At 70.9% G+C, this 23,511-nt stretch carries 21 protein-coding genes; 5 read left to right on the forward strand and 16 right to left on the reverse strand.

What is annotated here, in order from left to right; genetic code table 11:
* Positions 1-82: 82 nt before the first annotated feature.
* Entirely contained in the window at positions 83-1,300 is a 1,218-nt protein-coding gene (locus ABN611_RS37075; protein ID WP_350276970.1) for an MFS transporter, read from the reverse strand.
* Between the two features lie 79 nt (positions 1,301-1,379).
* Between ABN611_RS37075 and ABN611_RS37080 the strand changes: the two genes are divergently transcribed.
* Positions 1,380-2,249 (forward strand): LysR family transcriptional regulator, encoded by an 870-nt coding sequence (locus ABN611_RS37080; protein ID WP_350276971.1) that lies wholly within the window; start codon positions 1,380-1,382, stop codon positions 2,247-2,249.
* A 3-nt stretch (positions 2,250-2,252) separates the two neighbouring features.
* Here the strand turns inward: ABN611_RS37080 and ABN611_RS37085 are convergent, their stop codons facing one another.
* The 4 genes from ABN611_RS37085 to ABN611_RS37100 all read right to left on the reverse strand — a co-directional run bounded on the left by ABN611_RS37085 (position 2,253) and on the right by ABN611_RS37100 (position 7,405).
* Positions 2,253-3,515 carry a pitrilysin family protein gene (locus ABN611_RS37085; protein ID WP_350276972.1) on the reverse strand — a complete coding sequence of 421 codons (1,263 nt, stop codon included), beginning with the start codon at positions 3,513-3,515 and terminating at the stop codon, positions 2,253-2,255.
* Positions 3,516-3,562: 47 nt separating this feature from the next.
* Positions 3,563-5,785, reverse strand: a complete 2,223-nt coding sequence (locus tag ABN611_RS37090) for a polyribonucleotide nucleotidyltransferase (RefSeq protein WP_350281735.1) — start codon at positions 5,783-5,785, stop codon at positions 3,563-3,565.
* 272 nt (positions 5,786-6,057) lie between these two features.
* Entirely contained in the window at positions 6,058-6,330 is a 273-nt protein-coding gene (gene rpsO / locus ABN611_RS37095; RefSeq protein WP_350276973.1) for a 30S ribosomal protein S15, read from the reverse strand.
* A gap of 115 nt (positions 6,331-6,445) precedes the next feature.
* On the reverse strand, positions 6,446-7,405 hold the full coding sequence (locus ABN611_RS37100) for a bifunctional riboflavin kinase/FAD synthetase (protein ID WP_350276974.1): 960 nt from the start codon (positions 7,403-7,405) through the stop codon (positions 6,446-6,448).
* 118 nt (positions 7,406-7,523) lie between these two features.
* On the opposite strand from ABN611_RS37100, the gene ABN611_RS37105 reads away from it, so the two are divergent.
* Entirely contained in the window at positions 7,524-8,549 is a 1,026-nt protein-coding gene (locus ABN611_RS37105) for an SGNH/GDSL hydrolase family protein (protein WP_350276975.1), read from the forward strand.
* A 40-nt stretch (positions 8,550-8,589) separates the two neighbouring features.
* Here ABN611_RS37105 and ABN611_RS37110 read toward each other — a convergent pair whose 3' ends face one another.
* The 8 genes from ABN611_RS37110 to rimP all read right to left on the reverse strand — a co-directional run bounded on the left by ABN611_RS37110 (position 8,590) and on the right by rimP (position 17,073).
* Positions 8,590-9,486: an NAD-dependent protein deacetylase gene (locus ABN611_RS37110; RefSeq protein ID WP_350276976.1), complete on the reverse strand. Its 897-nt coding sequence runs from the start codon at positions 9,484-9,486 to the stop codon at positions 8,590-8,592.
* 35 nt (positions 9,487-9,521) lie between these two features.
* Positions 9,522-10,379, reverse strand: coding sequence for an LLM class flavin-dependent oxidoreductase (locus ABN611_RS37115; protein ID WP_350276977.1), 858 nt, complete (start codon positions 10,377-10,379; stop codon positions 9,522-9,524).
* 34 nt (positions 10,380-10,413) lie between these two features.
* Positions 10,414-11,310, reverse strand: a complete 897-nt coding sequence (gene truB, locus ABN611_RS37120; protein ID WP_350276978.1) for a tRNA pseudouridine(55) synthase TruB — start codon at positions 11,308-11,310, stop codon at positions 10,414-10,416.
* 14 nt (positions 11,311-11,324) lie between these two features.
* Complete coding sequence (rbfA, locus tag ABN611_RS37125; RefSeq protein WP_350276979.1) at positions 11,325-11,762, reverse strand: 30S ribosome-binding factor RbfA; 438 nt, start codon at positions 11,760-11,762, stop codon at positions 11,325-11,327.
* A gap of 101 nt (positions 11,763-11,863) precedes the next feature.
* The gene (infB, locus tag ABN611_RS37130) at positions 11,864-15,019 is read right to left on the reverse strand and encodes a translation initiation factor IF-2 (RefSeq protein ID WP_350276980.1); all 3,156 of its coding nucleotides are present in this window, start codon (positions 15,017-15,019) and stop codon (positions 11,864-11,866) included.
* Between the two features lie 182 nt (positions 15,020-15,201).
* Positions 15,202-15,393: a YlxR family protein gene (locus tag ABN611_RS37135; protein ID WP_350276981.1), complete on the reverse strand. Its 192-nt coding sequence runs from the start codon at positions 15,391-15,393 to the stop codon at positions 15,202-15,204.
* A 137-nt stretch (positions 15,394-15,530) separates the two neighbouring features.
* Positions 15,531-16,523 (reverse strand): transcription termination factor NusA, encoded by a 993-nt coding sequence (gene nusA, locus ABN611_RS37140; RefSeq protein ID WP_350276982.1) that lies wholly within the window; start codon positions 16,521-16,523, stop codon positions 15,531-15,533.
* Between the two features lies 1 nt (position 16,524).
* Positions 16,525-17,073, reverse strand: coding sequence for a ribosome maturation factor RimP (gene rimP, locus ABN611_RS37145; RefSeq protein WP_350276983.1), 549 nt, complete (start codon positions 17,071-17,073; stop codon positions 16,525-16,527).
* 151 nt (positions 17,074-17,224) lie between these two features.
* On the opposite strand from rimP, the gene ABN611_RS37150 reads away from it, so the two are divergent.
* Both ABN611_RS37150 and ABN611_RS37155 read left to right on the forward strand, forming a co-directional pair.
* A complete protein-coding gene (locus ABN611_RS37150; protein WP_350276984.1) occupies positions 17,225-17,803 on the forward strand; it encodes a cell division protein FtsK in 579 nt (192 codons plus the stop codon).
* On the forward strand, positions 17,800-18,213 hold the full coding sequence (locus tag ABN611_RS37155; RefSeq protein WP_350276985.1) for a DUF4439 domain-containing protein: 414 nt from the start codon (positions 17,800-17,802) through the stop codon (positions 18,211-18,213). Before ABN611_RS37150 ends, ABN611_RS37155 begins: the two co-directional genes overlap by 4 nt.
* A 54-nt stretch (positions 18,214-18,267) precedes the next feature.
* Here ABN611_RS37155 and ABN611_RS37160 read toward each other — a convergent pair whose 3' ends face one another.
* The 3 genes from ABN611_RS37160 to ABN611_RS37170 form a co-directional block, all read right to left on the reverse strand.
* Entirely contained in the window at positions 18,268-19,668 is a 1,401-nt protein-coding gene (locus tag ABN611_RS37160) for an alkaline phosphatase PhoX (protein ID WP_350276986.1), read from the reverse strand.
* 132 nt (positions 19,669-19,800) lie between these two features.
* Positions 19,801-21,102, reverse strand: coding sequence for an ABC transporter substrate-binding protein (locus ABN611_RS37165; RefSeq protein WP_350276987.1), 1,302 nt, complete (start codon positions 21,100-21,102; stop codon positions 19,801-19,803).
* Between the two features lie 10 nt (positions 21,103-21,112).
* Positions 21,113-22,228, reverse strand: a complete 1,116-nt coding sequence (locus ABN611_RS37170) for a branched-chain amino acid ABC transporter permease (RefSeq protein ID WP_350276988.1) — start codon at positions 22,226-22,228, stop codon at positions 21,113-21,115.
* Positions 22,229-22,290: 62 nt separating this feature from the next.
* Here ABN611_RS37170 and ABN611_RS37175 point away from each other — a divergent pair, with 62 nt between their 5' ends.
* Entirely contained in the window at positions 22,291-23,487 is a 1,197-nt protein-coding gene (locus tag ABN611_RS37175) for a transposase (protein ID WP_350276989.1), read from the forward strand.
* The last annotated feature ends 24 nt before the right edge of the window (positions 23,488-23,511 follow it).

Raw genomic sequence — 23,511 nt, forward strand, 5'->3', positions numbered from 1 at the left:
GGAGCCGCGCTGGGGATTCAGCGCGGCTCACGTCGGCCGTCAAATGCGTGCGATCCCGTTCGGAGAGGAATCCAGGGGCAGATCACGTGGTGACGTGTGTGGGCTTCAGCTTACTGCGGCCCGCGGTCAAAGCGACGATGAGTGCGGCTGCGGTCAGGGCCGCGCCGAAGTACATGACGGTGGTGACTCCGGCGTGGTCGGCGAACAAGCCGCCGAAGAGGGCGCCGAGGGCGATCGAAGTGTTGTAGGCCATCGTGTTGAGCGACATCGCGGCTTCGAAGGTTTCCGGGGCCGCGGCCTGCGTCAGGTTCACCTGGCACAGCTGGACGACGCCGAACGCGATCCCCCAGAGCGCGAGCGCGAGAACCTGGCCGACCGTCCACCGGCCGATCGTCAGCAACAGCAGCAGGGACGCCGTGACGCCGGCGCAGCCCACCACGAAGCCGGTACGGAAGTTCCGCGACGCCACGTGCCCGGCGAGGAAGTTCCCGGCCGCTCCCCCGGCGCCGTAGATCATCAGCAGTGCGGTGATCGTCGCCGGTCCGGCGGACGACCTGTCCTCGAGGAACGGCCGGACGAACGTGTACGCCCCGAACTGTCCCAGCACGAACAGCACGACCATCACCATCACGAGCCGCAGCCGGACGTTGGTGAGCGGCAACGCGAACACCGCACGGACCGGTACGGCGTTGTTCGACGGCAGCGACGGGATGACGACCGCGACCGCGAGGCCGACGAGCAGGCTCAGGCCGCTCCAGATGAGGAACGTCGTCCGCCAGTCGGTCCGGCTTTCCAGGAAGATGCCCAGCGGGATGCCGACGACCGCGGCCACCGAGATCCCGGACATGACGATCGCCGCCGCCCGGCTCGCGTGGCGTTCGGGCACCAGCCGCATCGCCATGCTGACGCCGATCGCCCAGAAGACCCCGCTGGCGAACCCCATGCACAGCCGGGTGGCGAGTACCAGCGGGAAGCTGGCCGACACGGCGGTGACCAGGTTGCCCAGGGTGAGGATCGCGAGCAGCACGGTCAGCAGCACGCGGCGGTTCACCCGCCGGGTCCAGGCCACGATGAACGGCACGCCGAGGCCGGCCGAGACGCCGTACAGCGTCACCATCAGGCCGGCGACGCCGAGCGATACCTGCAGACTGGTGCTCAGCGGCGTCAGCAGGCCGACGGGCATCAGTTCGGTGGTGAGGAAGACGAAGAGGCTGGCCGTGATCGCGGCGACCCCGAGCCAGGCCCGGCCGGTCGACTGCCCGCCGGTCGGCGGTCGCGTGGTGAGGTCTTGAGTAGTCACACCAGCAGTGTCAGGGCGCGCAGATCAATGAGTCCAACACATGTTTGTCACCGCATCGATCGTGATTCAAGATAGTTCCGTGGAACTCCAGCAACTCCGGTACGTCGTCGCCGTCGCCGAGACCAACAGCTTCACGCGCGCCGCCGAACGCTGCCTGGTGGTGCAGTCCGCGCTCAGCCACCAGATCGCCCGGCTGGAACGGGAGCTCGGCGCGCGGCTGTTCGACCGCACCAGCCGCCGCGTCCGCCTGACGGCCGCGGGCTCCGCGTTCCTCCCGGCCGCGCGCCAGTGCCTGGCCGCCGCCGAACTGGCTGCCGCCGAGGCAGCCGCGGCCGTCGGCCAGGTGCGCGGACGGCTCGCCGTCGGCCTGATCCCGACCGTCGCCGCGGTCGACATCCCGGCGGCGCTGCGCGACTTCCGCCGCGAGTACCCCGACGTACGGATCTCGCTGCGCGTGGGCGCGAGCGAGAAGCTGGCCGAGCAGGTCAAGGAAGGCGTGATCGACGTGGCCTTCCTCGGCCTACCGACGTCCGCGCGGCCGCGCGGCGTCGAGACGCGTGAACTCGCCCGCGACCGCCTGGTCGCCGTGGTGCCGCCCGACCACCCGTTGGCGGGCGAGTCGTCGGTGACCCTGGAGCGGCTCGCGAGTGAGGTGTTCGTGGACCTGCCGCCGCGGACCGCAGGCCGGCTGCAGAGCGACCAGGCCTTCGAATCCGCTGGTCTCACTCGCGACGTGGCGTTCGAGGTGAGCACGGCGGAGCTGATGGCCCGGCTCGTCAGCGAGCGGCTCGCCGTCGCCCTGTTCGCGTCGACGTACGCGCCGCAACTGAGCGGCGTCGCCACGGTCGAGATCACCGAAGCGCCCGGCCGGATCGAGTACGTCGTGTGGAGCGCCGCGGGTCGCTCCCCCGCCGCGACAGCCTTCCTCGCGCTGCTCGACCTCGCGTGAGCGCTACAGCGTGAACGCGGTGGTGTCTTCCTTGAAAGGCCCCATCACGGTCAGCGCCGGAGCACCGGCGTACAGGTCGGCCGCCAGTTGGGTGACGTCGTCGAGCGTGACGGAGTCGATGCGGCGCAGGATCTCGTCGACCGTCGGTAGCTCGCCGTAGACGAGCTCGGCCTTCGCGATCCGCGTCATCTTCGCGCCGGTGTCCTCGAGGCCCATCACCACCGAGCCGCGCATCTGGCCCTTGCCGCGGAGCAGCTCGTCGGGCGTGATGTTGCCGTTGGCAATCGCCTCGAGCTCGCCACGGATCACGTCCAGGACCTCAGGCGCCTTCTTCGGCAGACAGCCCGCGTAGACGCCGACCATGCCGGAGTCGGCGTACGCCGAACCGAACGTGAACACCGAGTACGCCAGGCCGCGCTTCTCCCGCACCTCCTGGAACAGCCGCGACGACATACCGCCGCCGACGATCCCGTGCAGCACACCAGCGATGTACCGGCGCTCGTCGCTACGCACCAGCCCGGGCATCCCGAGCACCAGATGCGCCTGCTCGACGTCGCGATGATGCACCCGCACCCCGCCGTACGTCGGCACGGGCCTGGCGGACCCACGACGTACGGGCGCCGGCTCGGCCTCGGCCGTCACCCAGTGACGCTCGAACGCCTTGCGAACCAGGCGAACCACGTCCGCGTGATCGACGTTGCCCGCGACCGACACCACGATGTTCGAGGGCTTGTAGCGGCGCCGGTACCAGCCCACGACCTGGCGGCGGGACAGGCCGGCGACCGATTCCGTCGTACCCGTGATGGACCGGCCGAGCGGCGACTTCCCCCAGAGCTGCTCGGCGAAGAGGTCGTGGATGTGGTCCGACGTCTCGTCGGCGTGCATCGCGATCTCTTCGTCGATGACGTCGCGCTCGCTCTCCACGTCGGCCTCGGTGAGCGTGGCCGACGTGATCATGTCGCAGACGACGTCGACCGCGAGCGGCAGGTCGGAGTCCAGCACCCGCGCGTAGTAGCAGGTGTACTCCTTGCCGGTGAACGCGTTCATCTCGCCGCCGACCGCGTCGATCGAGGCGGAGATCTCCAGCGCGTCCCGGCGCTCGGTGCCCTTGAACAGCAGGTGCTCGAGGAAGTGCGTCGCGCCGGCCAGCTGCTCCGGCTCGTCGCGGGAGCCGACGCCGACCCACACGCCGAACGTGACCGAGCGGAAGCCCGGTACGGACTGGGAGAGAACCCGAAGCCCGGAGGGCAGGACGGTCCGTTTCACCGGACCGCCCGCCTCCGGGCTCAGGAGGGTACTCGTGATCGCGCGAGTCACTCCGCCGCTTCGGCCTCGGCCTTCTTGTCGTCCTGCTGCTCGTCACCCTCGATGACCGGGATCAGCGAGAGCTTGCCGCGGTCGTCGATCTCGGCGATCTCGACCTGCAGCTTCTGGCCGACCGACAGCACGTCCTCGACCGCCTCGACGCGCTTGCCACCGGCGAGCGGACGCAGCTTCGAGATGTGCAGCAGGCCGTCCTTGCCCGGCAGCAGGCTGATGAACGCACCGAAGTTGGTCGTCTTCACGACCGTGCCCAGGTAGCGCTCGCCCTTCTCCGGCATCGTCGGGTTCGCGATCGCGTTGATCGCGGCCCGGGCGGCCTCGGCCGACGGGCCGTCGGTCGCGCCGATGTACACCGTGCCGTCGTCCTCGATCGAGATGTCGGCGCCGGTGTCCTCGGTGATCTGGTTGATCATCTTGCCCTTCGGGCCGATGACCTCGCCGATCTTGTCGACCGGGACCTTCACCGAGATCACCCGCGGCGCGAACTCGCTCATCTCACCCGGCGCGTCGATGGCCTTGGCCATCACGTCCAGGATCGTCAGCCGGGCGTCCTTGGCCTGCTTCAGCGCGCCCGCGAGGACGCTGGCCGGGATGCCGTCCAGCTTGGTGTCCAGCTGCAGCGCGGTGACGAAGTCCTTGGTGCCGGCGACCTTGAAGTCCATGTCGCCGAACGCGTCCTCGGCGCCGAGGATGTCGGTCAGCGCGACGAACTCCTCCTTGCCGTCGACCTCACCGGAGATCAGGCCCATCGCGATGCCGGCGACCGGGGCCTTCAGCGGCACACCGGCGTTCAGCAGCGACAGCGTCGAGGCGCAGACCGAACCCATCGAGGTCGAGCCGTTCGACCCGAGGGCCTCGGAGACCTGCCGGATCGCGTACGGGAAGTCCTCGCGGGACGGCAGCACCGGTACCAGCGCACGCTCGGCCAGCGCGCCGTGACCGATCTCGCGGCGCTTCGGCGAACCCACCCGGCCGGTCTCACCGGTCGAGTACGGCGGGAAGTTGTAGTTGTGCATGTACCGCTTGCGGGTCTCCGGGGAGAGCGTGTCGAGCTGCTGCTCCATCCGCAGCATGTTCAGCGTGCTGACCCCCATGATCTGGGTCTCGCCGCGCTCGAACAGCGCCGAGCCGTGCACCCGCGGGAGCACGCCGACCTGGGCCTTCAGCGGCCGGATGTCGGTCAGGCCGCGGCCGTCGATGCGGACCTTGTCCTTCAGCACCCGCTGCCGGACCAGCTTCTTGGTCAGCGAGCGGAACGCCGCGGACAGCTCCTTCTCGCGGCCCTCGAAGTCGGCGGCCAGCTTGTCCACCGTGGCGGCCTTGACCGCGTCGGTGGCGTCCTCACGCTCGTGCTTGCCGGCGATCGTGAGCGCCTGCGACAGCTCCTCGGTCGCGGCGGCCTCGACCGCGGCGTACGCGTCGTCGGCGTAGTCCGGGAAGACCGGGAACTCGCCGGTCGGCTTCGCGGCCCGCGCGGCCAGGTCGGCCTGCGCCTCGACCAGGGTCTTGATGAAGCCCTTGGCGGCCTCCAGGCCCTCGGCGACGATCTCCTCGGTCGGCGCCTGGGTGCCGCTCGCGACGGCCTCGAAGGTGCCCGGGGTGGACTCCGCCTCGACCATCATGATCGCGACGTCGCCGGCGTCGGTGACCCGGCCCGCGACCACCATGTCGAAGACCGCGTCCTCGAGCTCGGTGTGGGTCGGGAACGCCACCCACTGGCCCTCGATCAGCGCGACGCGGACGCCGCCGATCGGGCCGGAGAACGGCAGGCCGGCCAGCTGGGTCGACATCGAGGCCGCGTTGATCGCGAGCACGTCGTACAGCTTGTCCGGGTTCAGCGCCAGGACCGTGATGACGACCTGGATCTCGTTGCGCAGGCCGGACACGAACGACGGCCGCAGCGGGCGGTCGATCAGCCGGCAGGTCAGGATGGCCTCCTCGGACGGCCGGCCCTCGCGGCGGAAGAACGAGCCGGGGATCCGGCCCGCGGCGTACATCCGCTCCTCGACGTCCACCGTCAACGGGAAGAAGTCGAACTGGTCCTTGGGCTTCTTGCTGGCCGTGGTGGCCGAGAGCACCATCGTGTCGCCGTCGAGGTACGCCGACGCGGAGCCGGCGGCCTGCTGGGCCAGGCGGCCCGTCTCGAAGCGGATGGTGCGCGTTCCGAAGCTGCCGTTGTCGAGGACGGCCTCGGAGAATTCGGTGCCCTCCATGGGCGTACCGGTGGATCCCGTCACGGGATACCCCTCTCTCACAGTGTGACGACTGCGAGGCGCGAGCTTCCGGGGTGCCGGTCTTCGATCGAGGCCCGCGGGTGTCACCTGGTGGCACCCGAAAGCCACTACCGAGGACCGGTCGTCCTCCCGCCACGCGCTTCGCGTCGCCTCGTACGTCTTACGTGGTTCTACTTATTCAGTTGTTCCACACCTGGGCGTGGATACGCCAGGAGCGGCCACCCGGGTTTCGGGGGCCGCTCCTCGCGACGTCATCGGCGAAGGCCGAGCCGCTCGATCAGGGACCGGTAGCGGTTGATGTCCTTCTTCGCCAGGTAGTTCAGCAGCCGGCGGCGCTGACCGACGAGCAGCAGCAGGCCACGACGGCTGTGGTGGTCGTGCTTGTGCTCCTTGAGGTGCTCGGTCAGATGGCTGATCCGGTGCGTCAGCAGCGCGACCTGGACCTCGGGGGACCCGGTGTCACCCTCGGTCGTGGCGTACTCACCGATGATCTGCTTCTTGGTTGCGGCATCAACAGATGGCACAGGATTCCTCTCGATTTCCGTTGCGCGGCGCACCGGGGCTTCTTCACCCGAGCACTCTCTGTCCGCGGCCGTTCAGACGGCAGCAGCCAGCGTATCAGTCCGTGGACGGCGAGCCCTAATCCGCCAGCACCCGGCGTGCCCCCGCGACATCGGCCTTCATCTGCACGAGCAGCTCGTCGACCGTGTCGAACCGGATCTGCGTTCCGCGCAGCCGGGCGACGAAGTCGATCGCGACCTCGGCGCCGTACAGCTCGAGGTCGTCGCGGTCCAGCACGTACGACTCCACCCGGCGGTCCACGCCGTCGAAGGTCGGGTTGCTGCCGACGCTGATCGCCGCGGGCAGCGGATCCGGGTACGCCGGGGCGCCCGGCGCCGGCGTGAGCACGGTGAGCCACCCGGCGTACACGCCGTCCTGCGGGACCGCGGCGCCCGGGTCGGCGGGGATGTTCGCGGTCGGGTACCCGAGCTCGCGGCCGCGCTTGTCGCCCTCGACGACCACGCCGGTCACCCGCAGCGGACGCCCGAGCGCCTGCGCGGCCGCCTCCACGTCACCGTCGGCCAGGCACTTGCGGACGTACGTCGACGACCAGGGCTGCTGCTCCCCCGCCAGGCCGAGACCCTCGACCTGGAAGCCGTACTGCGTGCCGGCCTGGACGAGCGTGTCGACGTGACCGGCGGCCTTGTGACCGAAGCGGAAGTTCTCGCCGACGACGACCGCCTTGGCGTGCAGCGCGTTCACGAGCACGCGCTCGATGAACTCCTCCGGCAGCCAGGCCGACACCTCCCTGGTGAACGGGAGGACCAGTACCGCGTCGGCGCCGTGCTTGCCGAGCAGCTCGGCACGCTGCTCGGTGCCGGTGAGCATCAGCGGCGCGTGGTCGGGCCGCAGCACCCGCACCGGGTGCGGGTCGAAGGTCAGCGCGACCACCGGCAGGCCGCCCAGCTCGGCCGCCCGCGCCCGGGCGTGCGCGAGCACCTCCTGGTGACCCCGGTGCACGCCGTCGAAGTTGCCGATGGTGACGACCGACGGCCCGAACTCCGGGCCCACCTCGTCCAATCCGTGCCAGACACGCATGAGAGCAGGATTCCATGCCCGCCGCGAATTGCCTGCACCAGGTCACCGATCACCCCTTGTAATCAGGTGGTGACTCAACTTAGGGTGGGCGGCGCACCGGTGAGCCTGGGGAGGTCCTGTGAAGCTACGCCGTCTGGTCGCTGCCTGCGCGGCACTCGTGCTCGTCACCGGTCTTCCGGCGGCCAACGCCAACGCGAGCACCACGTCGGCTACCTCGGCGCCGCGGTTCACGAAGTACGTCGCGCTCGGCGACTCGTACACCTCGGCCCCGTTCGTCCCGCTGGCGGACCTGTTGTCGCTCGGCTGCGCGCGCTCGTACAGCAACTACCCCAAGATGCTCGCCGCGGCGCTCGGCATCTGGCGCTTCACCGACGTGAGCTGCGGCGGCGCCGACACCACGAACATGACCCAGCCGCAACGCACCGCGCTCGGCACGGCCGCGCCGCAGTTCGACGCGCTGACCCCGGACACGGACCTCGTCACGCTCGGCATCGGCGGCAACGACTTCGGCGTCTTCGGCGACATCATCGGCACCTGTCCCGGCCTGCGTGCCGCGGACCCGACCGGCGCCCCGTGCAAGGCGCACTTCACGGTCAACGGCGTCGACACGCTGCGCGAGAAGATCAAGCAGACCCAGACCCGGATCGCGATCGTCGTCCAGGGCATCCGGGCCCGCTCGCCGCAGGCGACGATCCTGCTGATCGGCTACCCGAAGATCGCGCCGGAGCACGGCACCTGCCCGTCGATCCTGCCGTTCGCCGACGGCGACTACGCGTACCTGTACTCGATCGAGGAGGCGCTGAACGCGGCCGTCGCGTCGGCCGCCGCGGCCGGCGGAGCGACGTACGTCGACACCTTCACGCCGTCGACCGGGCACGACGCCTGCGCGCCGGACGGGCAGGCCTGGATCCAGGGCAAGGACATCAACCTGCTGCGGGCGCTGAACTACCACCCGCGCTACGAGGGACAGGCCGGTGTCGCGTCCCTCACCTACAAGACGCTGACCGGCGCACCCGCCGTCGTCACCGCCGCCGAGCAGGCCGCGTGGGCGACCGAGGCCCGTGCGCTCGCCAAGAAGGCGGCGGCGTCACCCCAGGCCGTGAAGGCCTCCCTGAACCGCGTACGGACCAGCGCGCAACGCTGACCCTTTCCAATCCGTACTGCGGACCCCGGGCCGGGCCACCTCACGCGTGGCTCGGCCCGACGGTTTCCGCGACCAACTGCGTCAGCGCCAGGCCGAGCGGCAGGTTCACCCGGTACGTCGCGTACGGGTCGCCGCGGGTCACGCCCTGGTTCACGATCAGCACCGGCGTACCGGCCTTCGCGGCGTGCCGGACGAAGCGGAAGCCGGACATCACGGTCAGGGACGACCCGAGGACGAGGACGGCACGCGCGTCGTCGATCAGCCGGTAGCAGCGCTCGACGCGGCTCTTCGGGACGTTCTCGCCGAAGAACACCACGTCGGGTTTGAGGACACCGCCGCAGACCGTGCACGGGACCACCCGGAACGTCCGGACGACGTCGTCGGGCAGCTCGACGTCGCCGTCGGGGTTGATCCGGGTCGCCTCGGCGGTGAACGCCTGGTTGGCCGCCCGCAGCCGCCGGTCGAGGACCTCGCGCGCTGACGTCGTACCGCAGCCGAGGCAGATCACGCGGTCGAGGTTGCCGTGCAGCTCGATGACGTCGCGGGCGCCGGCCGCCTGGTGCAGACCGTCGACGTTCTGGGTGATGACGCCGCTCAGGTAGCCACGGGCCTGGAGCGCGGCGACGGCGCGGTGGCCGTCGTTCGGCGCGGCGCGCGCGATGGTCCGCCAGCCGAGGTGGCTGCGCGCCCAGTACCGCTGGCGCGCCTCCTCGCTCCCGGTGAAGTCGCCGTACGTCATCGGCGTGTGCGTCCGCAGGCTCCCGGTCTCACCGCGGTAGTCAGGGATGCCCGACTCGGTAGAGATCCCGGCGCCGCTCAGTACGACGACCCGCCCCGCGGCGACGCTCTCCGCGACCGGGCGGATGTCCGTCAGGCCAGGCTCCAACGCCAGCACTTCCGGCCCGGGGGCCCACTCCAACGTCGGTCGCGAACGCACCCCACCAGCGTACGTGCCCACCTCGGAGCGGGCCCTCAGTCGACGCGTGGCGGGCCGGCCTTGAGGCGGCGTTCGGCGGCAGCGCGGACGACGGCCGGGTCCATCGAGGACCAGTCGGCGTCGATCCACCAGGTCGCGCCCGCGTCGGCCCAGGGGCGGACCGTGGCGGCGGAGTCGGCGTCGTCGGCGGAGGTGGCGCCCTCGGCGACGATGTCGTAGCCGTCCATGGTCAGGCCGTGCTCGGCGCGTTCGCGGCGGATCCACTCGACGCCCTCCGCCAGCAACGCCGGCGTCCACTCACCGCGCTCCTGGCCCGGCGGTACGACGTAGTTGGGCAGCCAGCCGTCCTGGAGCGCGGCGCGGCGCATCGACTTCGGGCGCGGCCAGGCGCCGACCACCCAGGTCGGGATCCGCGGCTGCTGCACCGGCGGCGGTGGTGCGGGCGGCATCAGCTCGGCGATCTTCCGCGACCGGTAGTACCGGCCGGTGAACTCGAACGGCTGGTCGCGCCACAGGTGCTGCAGCATCTCCAGCGACTCGTCCATCAGCTCCGCGCGGACCTTCCGCCCCGGATCGTCCTCGAACAACCAGAACCGCTCCTCCCCCGCCACCCCCAGCCCGACGGCGAGAATCACCCGGCCGCCGCTGAGGTTGTCCACGGTCGACGTCTGCCCCGCCACGTCCCACGGTTTGCGGCGCGGCAACGGCGTGAGCATGGTGCCCAGCCGGATCCGCTCCGTCGTCATCGCCGCGGCCCCGAGCATCACCCAGGCGTCGATCCCCCAGATCGACTCCCAGACGAAGAACCCGTCCCACCCGTGCCGCTCCGCCAGCACCGCCAACTCGGCCGCATCACGCGCATCGCCGTACGCCATCACGAACCCGTATTTCATGCCTCGGCACGCTACGCCGGGCCACCGACAGTTTTCAGCCGACGAAGACCGCGGTGGGTTTCGCGAGGGGGCCGTGGGGCTCGTAGAGGGCCAGGAAGGTGCCGTCCGGGGCGAACATCGCCGTCTGGCCGGGCGGCAGGTCCAGGCCCGGGAGCGGGCGGCCGGTGCGGATCGCGGCGGCCTGGGCTTCGTCGGCGTCGTACCGCGGGAAGGTGCCGGCGGCAACGTCCGCGATCGGCAGCCAGTCGAAGGACTTCGCCAGCGACTCCAGCGAATGCGCGGCGGACAGGTCGAAGGCGCCGACCCGGGTACGGCGGAGCGCGGTCAGGTGGCCGCCGACGCCGAGCTCGGTGCCGAGGTCCCGCGCCAGGGCGCGGATGTAGGTCCCGCTGGAGCAGTCCACCGAGACGTCGACCGAGATCCCGTCGGCGTCCGGCCGGACGTCGAGGATGTCGTACCGCGACACGGTCACCGCGCGGGCCTTGAGCGCGACCTCCTCGCCGGCCCGGACCCGCTCATAGGCCCGCCGGCCGTCGACCTTGATCGCCGACACCTTCGACGGCACCTGCGCGATCTCGCCCCGGAACCCCTCGACGGCCGCCGAGATCGCCTCCGCGGTCACGCCGCCGACCGGCGCGGTGCTGACGATCTCGCCCTCGGCGTCGTCGGTCGTCGTGGTCGCCCCGAGCCGGATCGTCGCGTCGTACGACTTGTCGGCCAGCTGCAGGTGGCCGAGCAGCCGGGTGGCCCGGTTCAGCCCGGCGATCAGCACGCCGGTCGCCATCGGGTCCAGCGTGCCGGCGTGCCCGACCTTGCGGGTGCCGGCCAGCTTGCGGATCCGGGCGACGACCGTGTGCGAGGTCATGCCGGCCGGCTTGTCGACGACCACGATGCCGTCGGACGCCGGCGTGAAGGCCGGGGTCGGCTCCATGCTCAAAGCGGTTCTCAGTCCTGCTCGTCCTCGTCGTCCGGCTTGTGCTTGTACGGGTCCGCGTCGCCGGCCGGCTTCGCGCCCGCGGCGGCCTTGGCCACCTCGGCGTCGGCCATCCGGGCCTTCTCGAGCAGCTCCTCGATGTGCCCGGCGCTCTCCGGTACGGCGTCCAGGAAGAACGCCACGCTCGGCGTGTGCCGCAGCCCGAGCGCCTTGCCGACCTCGCTGCGGATCAGCCCCTTGGCCGACTCCAGCGCGGCCGCGGTGGACGCGCGGGCCTGCTCGTCGCCGTACACCGTGTAGAAGATGCTGGCCTCCCGCAGGTCGCCGGTCAGCCGGGCGTCGGTGACCGTGACGAACCCGAGCCGCGGGTCCTTGACCCGGCGCTCCAGCAGCTCCGCGACGAGCACCTGGATCCGGTCGGCCAACTGCTTCGCCCTTGCTTCACCCATCAGGGCTCACTCCCTCATTCACGAGCAACGTCCGGAGAGAACACGGTCTCTCCGGACGCTACTCCTCGACGACCCGGGTCGGGTCATCGCCTGTCGGTCGGTCAGCTGCGCGGCTTCTCGCGGAGCTCGAACGCCTCGACGATGTCGCCGATCTTGATGTCGTTGTAGTTGTTGATGGTCAGACCGCACTCGAAGCCCTCGCGGACCTCGGACGCGTCGTCCTTGAACCTCTTCAGCGACGACAGCTCGGTGTTGTCGACGACCACCGCGCCGTCCCGGATCAACCGGACCTTGGCGTTGCGGCGGATCAGGCCGCTGGTCACCCAGCAACCGGCGATGTTGCCCACCTTCGAGGAGCGGAAGATCTCCCGGATCTCGGCCTGGCCGAGGGTGACCTCCTCGTAGATCGGCTTGAGCATGCCCTTCAGGGCGGCCTCGATGTCGTCGATCGCCGAGTAGATGACCGAGTAGTACCGGACATCCACGCCCTCGCGCTCGGCCAGGTCCCCGGCCTTGCCCGCCGGCCGCACGTTGAAGCCGATGATGACGGCGTTCGACGCGATGGCCAGGTTGACGTCGTTCTCGTTGATCGCACCGACACCGCGGTCGATGATCCGCAGGCTCACCTCGTCGCCGACCTCGATCCGGACCAGCGCGTCCTCGAGCGCCTCGACCGAACCGGACACGTCGCCCTTGAGGATGAGCAGCAGCTCCTGGGTCTCGCCCTTCTCCATCGAGGCCATGAAGTCCTCGAGGGTGCGACGGACGCGACGCTTGGCGTTCGCGGCCGCCCGGGCCCGGGCTTCGCGCTTCTCGGCGATCTGCCGCGCCCGGCGGTCGTCCTCGACCACCAGGAACTTGTCACCGGCCCCCGGTACGGCGGTCAGACCGAGCACCAGGACCGGACGCGACGGGGTCGCCTCCTCGACGTTGTTGCCGTGCTCGTCGAGCATGGCCCGGACCCGGCCGTACGCCGGGCCGACCACCATCGAGTCGCCGACCCGGAGCGTGCCGCGCTGCACCAGCACGGTCGCCACCGGACCACGGCCCTTGTCGAGGTTCGCCTCGATCGCGATGCCCTCGGCGTGCATGTCCGGGTTGGCCCGCAGATCCAGCGCCGCGTCCGCGGTCAGTACGACGCCCTCGAGCAGGCCGTCGATGTTGATCCGGGACTTCGCCGAGACGTCGACGAACATCGTGTCGCCGCCGTACTCCTCGGGGACCAGGCCGTACTCGGTCAGCTGACCGCGCACCTTCGCCGGGTCCGCCGCCGGGACGTCGATCTTGTTCACCGCGACCACGATCGGGACCCCCGCCGCGCGGGCGTGGTTCAGCGCCTCGATCGTCTGCGGCATCACGCCGTCGTCGGCCGCGACCACCAGGATGACGATGTCGGTGGCCTGCGCACCACGGGCACGCATGGCGGTGAACGCCTCGTGACCCGGGGTGTCGACGAAGGTGATCGCCCGCTGCTCGCCGTCCACCTCGGTGGTCACCTGGTACGCACCGATGTGCTGGGTGATGCCGCCGGCCTCGCCGGCCACGACGTTCGCCATCCGGATCGCGTCCAGCAGCTTCGTCTTACCGTGGTCGACGTGACCCATCACGGTCACCACCGGCGGCCGCGGAGCCAGGTCGCCCTCGTCGCCCTCGTCGTTGCCGAACTCGATGTCGAAGGACTGCAGCAGCTCGCGGTCCTCGTCCTCCGGCGACACGATCTGGACGTCGTAGTTCAGCTCGGTGCCGAGCAGCTCGAGCGTCTCCTCGTTCACCGACTGGGTCGCGGTCACCATCTCACCGAGGTGGAACAGCACCTGGACCAGCGACGCCGGGTCGACGCCGACCTTCTCGGCGAAGTCCGTCAGCGAAGCGCCGCGCGGCAGCTTCACGACCTCGCCGTCACCGTGCTTGACGCGGACGCCGCCGACCGCCGGGGCCTGCATGTTGTCGAATTCCTGGCGCTTGGCGCGCTTCGACTTGCGGCCACGGCGCGCCGGACCGCCCGGACGCCCGAAGGCACCCTGCGTCCCGCCACGACCGCGGTTGCCCGGACCCGGGCGGCCACCGCCGCCACCGGGCGGGCCGCTGGGGCCGCCGCCACCCGGACGGAAGCCACCGCCACCGCCGCCGCCACCGCCGCGCGGACCGGCACCCGGGCCACCGCCCGGACGTCCGCGACCACCGCCGCCGGGGCCGCCGGAGCCGCCACCGGGACGGCCGGTGAAGGTACCGGCCGAGGACTTCGGCATCATCGCCGGGTTGGGGCGCGGAGCGCCGGGCACGCCGCCCGGACGCGGCGGCCGGTCGCCGCCACCACTCCGGTCACCGCCGCCACGACCCTGCGGCGGGCGCGGCGCCATGCCGGCCGGGCTCGGGGCCTGCCGGTCGGAACCGCCGCCGCCCGGGCCGGGGCGCGGTCCACCGCGCTGCATGCCCTGGGTCGAGCTGAACGGGTTGTTGCCCGGACGCGGCGCACCCGGACGCGGGCCACCGCCCTGGGCGCCACCCGGACGGGGGGCACCGGGACGCGGGGCACCCGGACGGGGCGCACCCGGACGCGGGGCACCGCCCTGCGCACCACCCGGACGCGGCGCGGAGGCCTGGCCGCCCGGACGCGGCGCCGTACCCTGACCGCCCGGACGCGGGCCCGGACGGGCCGCGCTGTCGCCGCCCGGACGCCGCGGGCCCGGGGCCGGAGCCGACGGGGCCGAGGTCTCGGGCGCCGCCTTGGCCGCGGGGGCCTCGAACGCCGGGGTCGACGGAGCCGGGGCCTCGGCCTTGGCCGCCGGGGCGGACTCGGCCGGAGCCTGCTCCTGGCGCGGACCCGGCTTCGGGCCCGGCCGCGGACCGGGCTTGACGCCCGGAGCCGGGGTGGCCTTGGCCGCCGGAGCGGCCTCGGTCACCGGGGACGCCGGCGCCTGCGGAGCCGGGGCAGACGTGCTCTCAGCGGCCGGCGCGGGGCGCTCGGCCGGAGCCTTGGGGGTCGCCGGCTGGGCCGGCTGTGCCTGCTTGGGTGCCGCGGGGGCGACCGGTGCGGTCGCCTGGGGCGCGGCGGACGTGCTGGCGGCGGCCTTCTTGGCCGCGCGCTTCTTCGGCGGGTTCTTCTCGAAGTCCTCCGCCAACCTCCGGACGACAGGTGCCTCGATCGTCGAGGATGCCGACCGGACGAACTCGCCCATGTCGTTCAGTCTGGTCAGTACGACCTTGCTGGTAACTCCGAGCTCCTTCGCGAGCTCGTAGACCCGGACCTTTGCCACTACTCTCCCTCTGGTCCGAGCCTGGGCGCGGACCGTTAGTTGACGTACGTGCTCATCGCTTTGCACTCATCGGTAGACACTCATCGAGTGGTCATGAGTCGATGACCCGCCTTCATGTCGGTCACGGACGGCCCGGTCGGACCGCCGCGGACGGCCTGGGAGGCCGCCATTTCTGCTGCTTCTTACTTATCACGCTGCGCGACGTACTCCCGCAGCCCGGTCACGTCGAGCGGCCCCGGGACCCGGAAGGCCCGTGGGAACGCCTTGCGCCGGACGGCGAGGTCGAAGCACTCGAGCGCGGGGTGCAGGTGCGCCCCGCGGCCGGGTGCCCGACGATCGGGATCCGGGAGCACGAGTCCTCCGGAAACCGTCATCCGCAGCAGGCCGGTCCGACCGGTTCGCTTCCGGCACCCGATGCATGTGCGCTCCGGAAGCTTCCCGGGGCGCGCGGCTGCGCTCACTGTCAGGTGATCCTTGGGTGTGGTTGCGACTCAGTCGACCGACCGAGAGATCAGTCTACCTTCTCGCTCCCGGCAGTCACATCGGTATCCGGGCGGATGTCGATGCGCCAGCCGGTGAGCCGGGCGGCCAGGCGGGCGTTCTGCCCCTCCTTGCCGATCGCCAGCGAGAGCTGGTAGTCGGGGACGACGACGCGCGCCGCACGGGCCGCGGCGTCCACCACCTCGACAGACGTAACCTGCGCCGGGGACAGCGCATTCCCGACGAAGGTCGCCGGGTCGTCGCTGTGGTCGATGATGTCGATCTTCTCGCCGTGCAGCTCGTGCATGATGTTGCGCACCCGCTGCCCCATCGGCCCGATGCAGGCGCCCTTGCCGTTCACCGACGGGTTCAGGGTCCGGACCGCGATCTTGGTCCGGTGCCCCGCCTCGCGGGCGATCGCGGTGATCTCGACGGTGCCGTCGGCGATCTCCGGGACCTCCAGCGCGAACAGCTTCTTCACCAGGTTCGGGTGCGTCCGGCTGACCGTGATCTGCGGGCCCTTGAAGCCCTTGCGGACACCGACCACGTACACCCGCAGCCGGGCGCCGTGCTCGTACTTCTCCCCCGGCACCTGCTCCGGCACCGGCAGCACGGCCTCGATCTTGCCGAGGTCGACCATCACCGACCGCGGGTCGCGGCCCTGCTGGACGACACCGGAGACGATGTCGCCCTCCTTGCCGGAGAACTCGCCGTACCGCACCTCGTCCTCGGCGTCGCGCAGCCGCTGCAGGATGATCTGCTTGGCGGTGGTGGCCGCGATCCGGCCGAAGTCGTGCGGGGTGTCGTCGTACTCCCGGGCGAGCGTGCCGTCCTCGGCCAGCTCGCGGGCGTAGACGGTCACGTGCCCGGTCTTGCGGTCCAGCTCGGCGCGGGCGTGCTGCTGCGCGCCCTCGGTGCGGTGGTACGCGACCAGCAGCGCCTGCTCGATCGCTTCGACGACCACGTCCAGGGAGATGTCCTTCTCCCGTTCCAGCGACCGCAGCACGGCCATGTCGATGTCCATGTCAGTTCTCCTCCACCGTGCCGTCGGCAGGTGTTTCTCCATCATCAAGAGATGGCTCAGTGTCGTTGCCGGCAGCCCGGTTGAACTCGATCTGGACCTTGGCCTTCGCGATGTCGGCGTACGCGACGCTCTGCCGCTTGCCGTCCACGTCCAGTTCGGCCGCCTCCTCGGAGACGGACTTGATCCGGCCGGTGAGCTTCCCGCCGGCGGTCAGCGTGACCGCGACCAGCCGGCCGGTGTTGCGGCGCCAGTGCCGGGGCAGGGTCAGCGGGCGGTCCACGCCGGGGCTCGAGACCTCCAGCGTGTACGCGCCCTCGCCCATGATGTCGTCGGCGTCGAGCGCCTTCGAGATGGCCCGGGTGACCTCGGCGACGTCGTCCAGGCTGACGCCGCCGTCGCGGTCGACCAGGACCCGCAGCAACCGGCGGCGGCCGGCCGGAGCGATGTCCGCGGCCTCCAGGTCGCAGCCGAACTGCTCGACGATCGGCCGCAGGAAGTTCTCGAGGCTCGTGGTGTCCGTGTGGCCCGTGGGGTTCGGTTTCCGGCTCACAGGTTGACCTGCCTCTCTCCAGTTGTGCACCCGTTCCGTCCTCGGCGGTCCGGCCGAGGGCAGTAGCCCACCCTATCCGGCCGACGCCCCGATCCGGGTCATCGGCTCGTCCCGGGCCGGTCGCGGTCGCGTCACCGGGTATCGTTCCGCCGTGCCTCCACGCCGCCCGTCCCGATCCACGCCGGTCCGCCCGACGCCGTCCCGGCGCGCCGTCGTCGTGACCGCCGTCCTGCTTCCGGGAGCGGTCGCGCTGACCGGCTGCGAGGACGAGCCCGCCGGCACCGGTACGCCGGGCGCCGTGAACAGCGCGCCGCCGTCGCAGGGTCCGGCCGAGGAGACTCCGTCCGTCGACCCGGCGGTCGTCGCGGCGCTCAGTACTGCGGCGACCCAGCTGACTCAATTGTCCCAGCTCTACGCAACCTCGAGCCGGAAGTTCCCGACGCTGAAGGCCCAGCTGGCCGCGGGGGCGAAGTACCACTCGAGCCACCTCGCCAAGCTCAAGGAGACCGCCGGCGTCACCGCCAAGGCGACCACGGCCGTGGCCCCGGCGAAGAGCGCGCAGGCGGCGTTGTCCGCGATCTCCAAGCAGGAGAAGGCGCTGGCCGGCGCGCACGCGGCGGCGGCCGCCAAGCTGTCCGGCGCCCCCGCGCGCCTGCTCGCCCAGATCGCCGCCTCCGAGACCCAGCTGGGCGCGGCGCTGGCCCCAAAGCTTGCGAGGCCCACCGCGTGAACCAGCTCGAGGCGCTGCAGGCTGCGCTCGCCGGTGAGCACGCCGCGCTGTACGGCGTGGGCGTGGCCGGCGGGAAGCTCAACGGGGCCAAGTTCCGGGCGGCCGGCGAACTGTTCGAGGCGCACCGGGCGAACCGCGACCGGCTGAGCGCGCTGATCGCCGCCGCCGGCGAGACACCGGTCGCGGCCGAACCGGCGTACGACCTGCCGCGGGCGGTCGTGAACGCGGCCACCGCGGCGGCGCTGGTGCTGGTGGTCGAGGTCCGGATCGCGGCGGTGTACGGCGACCTCGTCGAGGCCGCCGAACAACCCGCCGTCCGAGCCTTCGCGATCGAGGCCCTGCTCGCCGCCGCGGGCAACCAGCTCGCCTGGGGCGGCGTACCACTCGCCTTCCCCGGCGCGACCGCCTGACCCGGGCCAGGCGGTCGCGGCGGAGGTTCGGTCAGCGCCTGCGGCGCTGAGCCGTCAGCGCCTCCGGCGCCAGGGGCCGGTGATCGCGTACGTGATGCCGGGGCTGTAGACGTTGAAGAACATCGTCCGGCCGTCGGCGGAGAACCCGGCGCCCGCCAGTTCGCCGTACGACGGCTCCTCCGGGGTGCCGGTGTTGACCCGGTTCCGGGCGAACTTGAAGACCTCGCCGTCCTCGGTGGTACCGAGGATGTGCTGCTCCCCCAGCCCGTCCTCGCACATCATCAGCCCGCCGTACGGCGACATCGTGATGTTGTCCGGGGCATCGAACTCGGGGTCGTCGGAGCCCGGCTTCGGGCGGGTGAAGATCACCTCGAGCCGGAGCGTGTGCTTGCGCGGGTCGTACCGCCACACCTGGCCGTCGTGGTCGACCTTCGGGCCGAGCTCGGTGCGCGCGAACGACGAGACGAAGTACACGCAGCGGTCCAGCGTGCCCCACCAGCAGCCCTCGAGCTTGTAGCCGCCGGTGATCGGCTTCGGGTAGTCCTGCGAGCGCACCGACTCGGTCGTGGCGAGCGGGTCCGGGACCTTGAGCCACTGCACCCCGTGGAACTCGGTGCCGGCCTCCTGCACGACGGACAGGTCGGGCAGGTCCGGGATGTGCATCGCCTGCAGCTCGCCGCCGGCCCGCAGGCTGCCCCAGCCGCCCCGCGGCCGGTTGGGGAGGAACCGGTAGAACCCGCCGAGCGGCGCCACGAACGCGTCCTCGGTCTCGTACACGATCCCGGTCGCCGGGTCGATCGCGACCGCCTCGTGCTGGAAGCGGCCCATCGCGGTCAGCGGCGTCGGGTTCACGTTCCGGCGGTCGTCGTACGGGTCGACCTCGAAGATGAACCCGTGGTCCTTGGTGTAGCCGCGGGTGCCGGCCTTGTCCTCGGTCTCCTCGCAGGTCAGCCAGGTGCGCCACGGCGTGATGCCGCCGGAGCAGTTGATCGCGGAGCCGCCGAGGCTGACGAACTCCTGGGTGGGCTCGTTGTGCCGGTTCACGACGACCGTGCTGGTGCCGCCGGCCGCGGCCGGGTCGTACGTGCGCTCCGGCGGCGCGACGACCTTGATCGTCGCGGTCGGGCTGCACTCGTGGTTGCGGACCAGCCGGTTGCCGCCGGCTCGGTCCGGGAAGGTGCCCATCCCGTCGAACCGGCTCGGGGTCTTCAGGCCGTCCGGCCGGACCGTGCCCTCGCGGGACACGACCTTGTAGCTGAACCCGCGCGGCAGGTCGAGCATGCCGTTCGGGTCCTCGATCAACGGGCCGTACCCGAGCTTCGGGCCGGAGGTGCCGAGCGCCGGCTGGGCGGTGTAGAGCGCCTCGACGGACCCGGCGACGCTGACCGCGACGCCGGCCGCGGCCGCTCGGGCGACGAATTGCCGCCGGGACAGGGGATTCTGTTCAACGGACACGTGCGTGGCCTCCTCATGGGCGGAAAGGATCTGCCGGTCAACGATGAACGTACGGTGAACAAACGACAACGACAAGGCGAACCGCGCGCCGAGGCACCCGCGGATCCGCGGGTGCCCCGATCTTCGACGCGGTTACTGGTAGCAGGGCTTGGTGAACTCGTGGGCCTGGGCAGTCTTACCGGTGAAGAAGTTCCGCTCGACGGTCACGCCGGTCGGCGCCGACGGGTCCACCTTGGAGATGATGCTGCCGCGGAAGACCCGCTCGTTCGGCTCACCCGAGAAACGTCCGGCCTCGGCCGGCAGCATCCCCTCGTAGTCGACCGTCTCCAGCGACTTCACCGCGTTCAGCAGCCCGGCGCGGGTGAGGTCCTTGGCGTCGACCGCCTTCTGCAGCGCGGCCTTCAGCGGGTACGACCAGACCCAGCCGGCCGTGTACCCGTCGTTCGGGGCCGCCTTGAACATCGCCTGGTCGATCGACTCGGCGAGCGCCTTGTGCCCCGGCGTGTCCGCGCCGTACGGCGCCCACGGCCCGGACTGCCGGTACAACGCGGTCAGCGCGGGCGCGGCCGGGCTCTTCAGCAGCGCCGGGTTCCACGTCGGGCTGGTGCCGATGAACTGGCCCTTGAACCCGTTCTGCGCGGCGCCGCCGACGATCGTCGCCGCCTCGGTCGGGCCGGTGGTCAGGATCACCAGGTCCGGCTTGGCCGCGAGCAGCTTCTGGACCGCGGCGCCCTGGTTCTCCTGCCCCGGCGCGGTCGGGATGTCGGTGAACGTCAGCTTGTTCGCCTCGGCCGCGAGCTTCGTGCCGGCCGCCGCGTCGTCGCCGTAGTCGCCCGGGAAGTGCACCGCGGCGACGCTCTTCGGCTTCAGCGTCTCGACCGCGAAGTCGACCGAGTTCATCGACTCGAAGCAGTAGTTCGTCCCGGACTCCAGGATCACGTCCTCGAACGCCCACGCCGACGTCCAGGACGCCGGAACGCCGATCGTGCCGCTGGACTTGAGGTCGCCGAGGATCGCCGCGGTGGTCGGCGAGCCGAGGGTCTGCGCGAGTCCGAGCACGTCCGGCTTGATCTCGGCGTACACCTCGTTGTGGATCTGCGGGTTGTACTTGTTGTCCTTGGTGTACTTCGTGACGTCGACCTCGAAGGCCCCGATGCCGCCTGCCTCGTTGACCCGCTTCCAGAACGCCTTCTGGCTCTCGGTGATCGGCACCCCGAGCGCCTTGAACGGGCCCTCGGTGAGGTCCGAGATCGAGCCCAGGTAGATGCAGCCCTTGGACTTGTCCACCGCCGCCGGGCACGGCTCGGAGGTGACCCCGACGTCGAACTTGACCCCCGAACTGCCCTGCTGGGCCTCCGGGGCCTCGTTGCGGCACCCCGCGACCAGTACCAGCGCCGCCACGACGGCGACGGCGATTCCTCTGTGCACGCTCATCGGTGCTCCTTCAGTGCGAGAACGGCCACGACTTCCAGTAAGTGCGGACCCTGATCCAGATCCCGAACAGCCCCCGTGGCTCGAAGATCAGGAAGCCGATGATCAACAGGCCGTAGAGGATCGTCTCGACCTGGAAGACCGTGATGCCCCCGGCCGTCGAGCTGGCGCTGATGAACGGCAGCACGGCCGGGAGCTCGCGGGTGACCCGCGGCAGCAGGGTGATGAACAGCGCGCCGAGCACCGATCCGGAGATCGTCGCGACACCGCCGATCAGCACCATCGCGATGTACTGCACCGACATCCCGAGGTTGAACGACCCCGGCTCGACGAAGCCGATCATCACGTACAGCAGCGCGCCCGCGACGCCGGCGTAGAACGACGACGCCGCGAACGCGATCATCTTGTACCGGGTCACGTCGACCCCGATCACCTCGGCGGCCAGATCCCGGTCCCGGACCGCGGCCAGCGCCCGGCCGATCCGCGACCGGACGAGGTTGCGGGCCAGCACCCCGAAGATCACCAGCAGCACGAGCATCAGCAGATACAGCTTCTGCGCCTTGGTGAAGGTCGCCCCGTCCACCGCGAACTGGAACCCGAACAACTCCGGTACGGCGGCCGGCCGCCCGACGCCGACGCCTCCGGTCAGCTCGCGCCAGTGCTTGAACACGTGCTCCCCGATGAACACGAGCCCGAGCGTGACCACGGCGAGGTACAGACCTCGCAACCGGGCCGCCAACGGCGCGACGATCAACCCCGCCAGCCCCGCGACCAGCCCGGACGCGAGCAACCAGACCGGCAGCGAGGTGATCCCGAACCCGATCAACCGGGTGCTGTCCGGATCCCCCGACAACGCCGCCGCCGTGTACGCCCCGATCGCCAGGAAGAACGCATGCCCGAGCGAAACCTGACCGGCGTACCCCGTGACGAGGTTCAACCCGATAGCCCCGATCGACGCCACACAGGCCGTCGCGAGCACGACGAGAATGTCGTCAGTCAACAGAAACGGCAACGCCACCGCCACCACCGCAAGCACCACCGTCCACACCCGCTTCGCGGACGTGTTGAGCAACGCCATGTCCTGCTTGTAGGACAGGTAGAGCAGAGGCCTTCCGTGTGAGGTGCTCATGGTATTTGCCGCCCCGCCTCGGAAACCGGGAACTGTCGGTGCCGGCTGGTTGAGTAGGAGGCATGTCCCGGTTCCGGATGTGCCCGACTCCGGCGCAGCACGCGGCGTTGCTGGAGCAGTGCAGGCAAGCCCGGATCGTGTGGAATCTGGCGCTCGAGCAGTGGTCGATGTGGACTCCCGACAAGGGCCCGACGCCTGGGTACGCCGAGCAGGCCCGCCAACTGACCGAAGCACGTCGCGAGTTCGGGTGGCTCCGCGCAGGATCGCAGACCGTGCAGCAACAAGCCCTGCGTGACTTCGCCCAAGCCGTCAAGTACTTCTTCGCCGGCACCCATCGACGGCCGACCTGGCGCAAGGCCGGGAAGCACGAAGGCTTCCGCATCGTCGGCCCGCAGGCGTCCCGAGTGATCAAGTTGAACCGCAAGTGGGCTGAGGTGCTGGTCCCCAAGGTCGGCTGGGTACGGTTCCGCCTGTCTCGCCGGATTCCCGACGCGAAGTCGTACCGCATCACTTGCGACCGAGCGGGTCGCTGGCACCTCGCGTTCGCCGCCATCCCGCCGCCGATCCCCGCACCCGGTTCCGGTGAGGTCGTCGGCGTGGACCGCGGCGTCTCGGTGTCCGCCGCTCTGTCCACCGGCGAACTCCTGATCTGCCCCGGGCTGGCAGACCGCGAACAGAAACGGCTCAAACACCTGCAACGCCGCCTCGCGCGCTGCGATCGCAACTCCAACCGACGCCGGCGGGTGAAGGCCGCGATCGCCAAACTGCACGCCCGCGCCGTCGACCGCCGCACGGACTGGGTGGAGAAGGTCAGCACCCACCTCGCCCGCCGGTTCGATCTGATCCGCGTGGAGGGCCTGCGGGTGGCGCAGCTGACTCGACGACCCAAGCCCAAGCCTGACGCCGATCGGCCAGGGGCGTATCTGCCGAACGGTCGCCGCGCCAAGAGCGGACTCAACCGGGGCATCCTGGCCAACGGCTGGGGACTGCTCGTCCAGCGCCTGCGACAGAAGGCCCCCGGGCGGGTCGAAGGAGTCGACCCGGCGTACACGTCGCAGACCTGCAGCGTCTGTGGGCACCGCGCAGCCGAGAACCGCGAGAGCCAAGCGGTGTTCCGGTGCGCGGCCTGCGGGCATCGGGGCAACGCGGACGTGAACGCGGCAGTGAACATCGCGGCCGGACGGGCCGTCAGCGCACGCCGAGAGACGCCCGTACGGGTCTCGTTGAAGCGTGAACCTCAACACGCTACCTCCGCGTAGTAGTTGGAATCCCCACTCTTCAGG

It is taken from the genome of Kribbella sp. HUAS MG21 (genome assembly GCF_040254265.1).
Lineage (GTDB): Bacteria > Actinomycetota > Actinomycetes > Propionibacteriales > Kribbellaceae > Kribbella.

What these genes read in the sequence shown, in the direction of transcription:
- nusA (WP_350276982.1), bottom strand. Translation starts at nt 16,523, where the DNA reads ATGGACATCGACATGGCCGTGCTGCGGTCGCTGGAACGGGAGAAGGAC.
- ABN611_RS37170 (WP_350276988.1), bottom strand. Translation starts at nt 22,228, where the DNA reads ATGAGCACCTCACACGGAAGGCCTCTGCTCTACCTGTCCTACAAGCAG.
- ABN611_RS37115 (WP_350276977.1), bottom strand. Translation starts at nt 10,379, where the DNA reads ATGAAATACGGGTTCGTGATGGCGTACGGCGATGCGCGTGATGCGGCC.
- ABN611_RS37175 (WP_350276989.1), top strand. Translation starts at nt 22,291, where the DNA reads ATGTCCCGGTTCCGGATGTGCCCGACTCCGGCGCAGCACGCGGCGTTG.
- ABN611_RS37100 (WP_350276974.1), bottom strand. Translation starts at nt 7,405, where the DNA reads ATGCGTGTCTGGCACGGATTGGACGAGGTGGGCCCGGAGTTCGGGCCG.
- rbfA (WP_350276979.1), bottom strand. Translation starts at nt 11,762, where the DNA reads ATGGGTGAAGCAAGGGCGAAGCAGTTGGCCGACCGGATCCAGGTGCTC.
- ABN611_RS37165 (WP_350276987.1), bottom strand. Translation starts at nt 21,102, where the DNA reads ATGAGCGTGCACAGAGGAATCGCCGTCGCCGTCGTGGCGGCGCTGGTA.
- ABN611_RS37135 (WP_350276981.1), bottom strand. Translation starts at nt 15,393, where the DNA reads ATGACGGTTTCCGGAGGACTCGTGCTCCCGGATCCCGATCGTCGGGCA.
- truB (WP_350276978.1), bottom strand. Translation starts at nt 11,310, where the DNA reads ATGGAGCCGACCCCGGCCTTCACGCCGGCGTCCGACGGCATCGTGGTC.
- ABN611_RS37090 (WP_350281735.1), bottom strand. Translation starts at nt 5,785, where the DNA reads ATGGAGGGCACCGAATTCTCCGAGGCCGTCCTCGACAACGGCAGCTTC.